This is a genomic window from Paenibacillus xylanivorans (genome assembly GCF_001280595.1).
Taxonomy (GTDB): domain Bacteria; phylum Bacillota; class Bacilli; order Paenibacillales; family Paenibacillaceae; genus Paenibacillus; species Paenibacillus xylanivorans.
Genome location: NZ_LITU01000042.1, coordinates 80,128 through 85,410 on the forward strand (window position 1 = coordinate 80,128; position 5,283 = coordinate 85,410).

Genomic DNA, 5,283 nt, shown 5'->3' on the forward strand with positions numbered 1-5,283 from the left:
TATCCCGCAATATCCGCAATCTGCTAGCGGCAGGACGCTGCCTTTCCACCACACACGAGGCTCATGCAACGACAAGGCTGACTCCAAGCTGCATGGCTACAGGGCAAGCCGCGGGAACAGCCGCTGCTTTAGCTGTGCAGATGAAGCTAGATCCGTTGGAGCTGCCGGTAGCGGTGCTACAGAAGGAACTACGCCGTAACGGAGCAGCGATTTGAGGAATGAGCTGATTGTAGGCGAATTAGTAGTGGGAGTGGGTGTTTATTTAATCACTGTGTCGTAAAATTTAACGAATCTGAGACGTCTAATTCGGGGATATAAGCTGAAATGAAAAATCTAGCGATTCTCAGTGAAGCTATTTTACTCAAAACACTGAAATAGCGGGTAAAAGTGGGGGGAATCGGAGGAATAGAGCGTCTACGATTCGTTAGATTAGAAACTGTCTCAAAAATGGCTAAATAATCTTCCCTCAGTTCGTTAGAAATTGGTCCCAAAAAAAACTCCAAATCCACTGCATACGTGGATTTGGAGTTTTTTGGGCGCTTACCTTCTTTTCATCAATTTGGTTCTTTCTTTCATATCTAATCAAACATGAGGCCTCAGCTACTTCATGTTTCATATTCTTTCATGCCTTATTCCTTCCGTTTATCAAGTCATTCGTGCCTCAAGCCGCCGGGCCAGAATGGAAAGCGTGTAGTTGATGACAAAGTACAATACGGCTGCGAGCAGCAGGGCAGGGATGACGTAATCGAAGCTCTGACCCCCGAGGATCTGCACATTGTGCATCAGCTCCGGCAGGGAGATGATGATCGCCAGTGACGTATCCTTCAACAAGGAGATGAACTGGCTCACCATCGGTGGCGACATGCGCCGCAAAGCCTGGGGCATGATGATGCCACCGAGTGTTTGCATGTAGCTCAGGCCGGAGGAACGGGCGGCTTCCACCTGACCGCGTTCAATCGATTTGAGGCCGCTGCGGACAATCTCTGCGATCATGGCACCTTCGAATAGACTTAGTCCAACAACCGTGGACCAGAAGACGGACATTTTGATCCCCAGCTGGGGAAGTACGATATGAATGAAGAAAATGATCAGCAGCAGCGGCAGATTCCGGATCGTATCCACGATAACTGCGACGATTTGTGACAAGATAGGAATTCGGGTGTATCGAACGGTTCCGAGCACCGTGCCGAGTACAAAGCTGAATACAATCGACAACCCTGCCACTTGCAGGGTAATCAGGAATCCGTGCAGCAGGAAACGAAGGTTGGGCCAGGCGTAGGCCCCGCTAAAGTCCATAATTCATCAGCCTCCTTCTGTGTACAGACAGGAAATGTAGAAGATTGGAAACGTCGGTTGCATAACATAGTAGAGTAGAGATGCATCTTGAACTGGTGTGCTGAACACAGAGAGAATATAGTTCGAATGTTACATGGTGACCTGACCCGTTGGTTTGGTCTTTTTCGGTTTGCCTTTGGTGCGACTGGCGTCAGCATCACTTTGCCCAAATCGGCGCTCCATGTAGTGAACCAGGAAGCTGAGCGGCAAGGTCAACACCAGGTAGAACAGCGCAACAATGGTGTAAACACTTAGCGGCAGGAACGTATCCGAGTTGATCAGATCGGCAAAATACATCAGATCCATACCAGCCACGACCGCAAGGATGGATGAGTTTTTGACCAGATTGATAAACTGGTTGCCAATGGACGGCAATACAATCTTGATTGCTTGCGGCAGAATGACCAGGTTCATGGCCTGTACGTAGGACAGACCCGAAGATCTTGCGGCTTCCAGCTGCCCGCGGGGGACCGTCTGAATGCCCGCTCGGATTGCTTCGGCAATGAAAGCGGCCGTATAGATCGTCAGGCCGAGTGTACCCGAGATGAATCCATCCAGTGAAATGCCCATTGCAGGCAATCCGAGATAGAAGAAAAACACGACGAGCAGCAGGGGAATGTTACGGATAAACTCCACAAAAGCCGTACCGATCCAGTTGAGCGGTTTGATGGGTGAGATGCGAAAGATAGCCATAATTGCCCCAAGAATAAAGCTGCCAATCAAGGCCATGATGCTCACTTGGATGGTATTGAGGAAACCTTCCAGAAATCGATCCGAGTGTTTGATCAGTATACTGAAGTCCAATTTGCCCATGTAGGCGAAGCCTCCGTTCTCCAGATGTAGAAACGGCGAATGCGTCCTGCCCATGCATCGCATAAAACAGGCGAAGTCGCCGCTTAACCATCATTAATCGGGGTTACTCGGGCTTGCTGCCCAGCCATTTCTCGTGCAACGTATCATATTCACCGCTGTCTTTCATGCTTTTAAGCAGGCTGTTTACCTCTTCGACGAAGGCTGTGTCGCCTTTGCGAATCGCCATGCCGTAAGGCTCGCTCGTGAAATTGCCACCAACCAGCTTGTAGTTGTTATCCGTCTGCTGCATACCGATCAGGATGATGTTATCGGTTGTTAGTGCTTCGCCTTTACCCGCTTTGAGCGCAGTGAAGGCATCTTGATAGTTATCGAACTCCAGCACCTCGGCATCCGGGGCCTTTTCGCGAATATTTTGTGCAGAAGTTGAGCCTTTAACGGCAAGTACCTTCACACCGCCAAGACTTTCCAGACCGGTAATCGCGCTGTCATTTTTCACAAGCAGGGACTGCCCGGCTTCAAAATAAACACCGCTGAAATCCACTTGTTCCTTGCGTTCATCCGTAATCGTCATCGTAGCGATGATGATATCAATGTCGCCATTTTGCAGCATCGGAATGCGCGTTTTGGACGTTACCTCCTTCAGTTCTACCTTCGTTTCGTCTCCAAGAATCTGTTTGGCAAGTGCTTTGGCGATATCAATATCGAAGCCTTCGACTTCGCCACTTGCCGGGTCTTTCAAACCGAACAATTTGGTATCATATTTCACGCCGGCAATGAGCTTGCCACGCTCTTTAATCTGTTCAATCGTGCCTTTGGCATCGGTACTCCCACCAGAACCCCCGCTGCTGCTGCTTTCCTCTCCGGTGCTACAACCGGACAATACAAGAGATAGAATCAAAACAAGCATAAACGACGGCCACTTCAATACATTTTTCATTTGGTAAAGACCCCTTTCAAAATGGATTATTCTCAGTGGTGAATCAGACGGCTCAGGAATTGTTTGGCCCGTTCTTCTCTCGGGTTGTCGAAAAATTCAGCGGCGGAGGCTTCTTCCACAATCCGGCCTTCATCCATAAAGATGACCCGGTCTGCGACTTCGCGGGCAAATCCCATCTCATGTGTAACGACGACCATCGTCATTCCGTTATGGGCGAGAGACCGCATGACATCCAGAACTTCCCCGATCATTTCGGGGTCCAGCGCAGAGGTGGGTTCGTCAAAAAGCATGATTTTGGGTTCCATGGCAAGACCTCTTGCAATGGCTACGCGCTGCTGTTGTCCACCGGACAATTGGGAAGGATAACTGTCTGCCTTGTCGGCAATGCCTACGCGTGTCAGATACTTCATGGCCGTAGAGGCTGCCTGTGCTTTGGGTTGTTTATGCACCTTCATGGGTGCAAGGGTGATGTTATCGATGACTTTTTTGTGAGGATAGAGATTGAAGTGTTGAAATACCATGCCGATGTCACGGCGGAAGAGGTTGATGTCCACCTTTTTCTGATGTAAAGGGACACCACTGACGACAAGTTCACCTTCGGTAATCGTCTCCAGGCGGTTGATGCAGCGCAGCAAGGTGCTTTTGCCTGAGCCGGAAGGGCCGATAATCACAACGACCTCTCCTTCTTCAATGTGAAGGTGAATATCTTTGAGGACATGAAAATGACCAAAATGTTTCTGGACACCCCTAAATTCAATCAAGAGTACACCCCATCCTTTCTGCAACGTCTGTTTGTAAAAGGAATATTAAGGAATAAATTGAAACTAGTTATTTAATCATACATACTCATCCTGCTAAAGGCAATTGGTTTGTAATAAAACGTGACATAAGTAATGGGTTTTATAGGGCTATAGGCAGTAATTATGTTATATATTTGTCATATTATTAAACCGTTTGTGACGAATCCTGACAGAAAAATGAATCGATTTTCCTAGTCGTTTTACAAACATTGGAATAGATGTATATAGTATACTGGAAGAGATGTTTACTTTATGACTCTGATCATAAAAACAAATAACATCAAATTCTTCATCCTACATGGCAAAAAAGCTCAACCTTATGCCCTATCGTATTGATATGATGGAGCAAGAATGCGCTTGCAAGTAAGTAATGAAATATTTAGACAGTCCGATCCAATTATAGGTAGAGAGAGGATGTTCTGAACGATGAATACATATTACTCCCCACTTGGTACAGGAGGAGGTATTGAATCTGATATGAAGGCTTATGAAGTGAGTTTACCTGTCATCCCTGCACGAGATTTTCTGATTACGGATTATGGAGCAGTAGGGGATGGCTTGACGGATAATACTGAAGTATTTCGGCTGGCCATAGCAGCTTGTGCAGAAGCGGGCGGTGGTCGAATTGTCATCCCGGCGGGTGTCTGGCTCACAGGTCCCATTGTGCTGCGCAGTCGGATTGAGCTTCATGTTCAGGCAGGTGCTCTGGTTACCTTCAGCCGCAATTTCGATCAATATCCCCTGATTGCGTCCAGCTTCGAAGGTTGGCAGGCCGTGCGGTGTCAGTCTCCCATTGATGCTGAACAACTGGAGGATATTGCGATCACTGGTGAGGGTATTTGGGATGGCGGTGGTGAAGCCTGGCGTCCGGTGAAACGATCCAAAATGACTGCATCTCAGTGGAATCGACTGGTTTCTTCGGGCGGTGTGGTGGAGCAAGCAGGTGGAGACGAAGAAATTTGGTGGCCCTCGACTTCTGCCCTTGAAGGTGGTGCGATTGCGAATCGTCTGCATCTGGAACAAGTGTATGATGTGGCTGCTTATGAGGAAGTCAGAGACTTTTTGCGTCCCAACATGGTCAGCTTGCGCCAGTGTAAACGGGTGTTATTGGACGGACCGACGTTCCAGAATTCGCCGGCATGGAATCTGCATCCTTGGGCATCGGAGCATGTCACGATTCGTAACGTGAGTGTGCGGAATCCATGGTTTTCCCAGAATGGTGATGGGCTGGATATTGAATCCTGCCGTCATGTCGTTGTGGAGCAAAGTGTATTCGATGTTGGTGATGATGCAATCTGCCTGAAATCGGGCAAAGACGCAGAAGGTCGTGAACTCGATCTGCCTTCGGAATATATTACGATTCGGAATTGCACCGTGTATCACGGTCATGGCGGTTTT

6 protein-coding genes are annotated in these 5,283 nt (G+C 48.3%); 2 read left to right on the plus strand and 4 right to left on the minus strand.

Annotation, left to right across the window (positions count from 1 at the left end; genetic code table 11):
- Positions 1-215: FAD-dependent oxidoreductase (locus AMS66_RS33530; protein ID WP_236703258.1), on the plus strand; the 215-nt coding region annotated here is incomplete at its 5' end.
- Positions 216-645: 430 nt separating this feature from the next.
- On the opposite strand, the gene AMS66_RS06920 is transcribed toward AMS66_RS33530, so the two are convergent.
- From AMS66_RS06920 to AMS66_RS06935, 4 genes are all read right to left on the minus strand, one after another.
- The gene (locus tag AMS66_RS06920; RefSeq protein ID WP_053780093.1) at positions 646-1,296 is read right to left on the minus strand and encodes an amino acid ABC transporter permease; all 651 of its coding nucleotides are present in this window, start codon (positions 1,294-1,296) and stop codon (positions 646-648) included.
- A gap of 129 nt (positions 1,297-1,425) precedes the next feature.
- Positions 1,426-2,148, minus strand: a complete 723-nt coding sequence (locus AMS66_RS06925) for an amino acid ABC transporter permease (protein WP_053780094.1) — start codon at positions 2,146-2,148, stop codon at positions 1,426-1,428.
- A 103-nt stretch (positions 2,149-2,251) separates the two neighbouring features.
- Entirely contained in the window at positions 2,252-3,085 is an 834-nt protein-coding gene (locus AMS66_RS06930; protein WP_053780095.1) for a transporter substrate-binding domain-containing protein, read from the minus strand.
- Between the two features lie 32 nt (positions 3,086-3,117).
- Entirely contained in the window at positions 3,118-3,846 is a 729-nt protein-coding gene (locus AMS66_RS06935) for an amino acid ABC transporter ATP-binding protein (RefSeq protein WP_082350598.1), read from the minus strand.
- Between the two features lie 465 nt (positions 3,847-4,311).
- On the opposite strand from AMS66_RS06935, the gene AMS66_RS33535 reads away from it, so the two are divergent.
- Positions 4,312-5,283: glycoside hydrolase family 28 protein (locus AMS66_RS33535; RefSeq protein ID WP_236703260.1), on the plus strand; the 972-nt coding region annotated here is incomplete at its 3' end.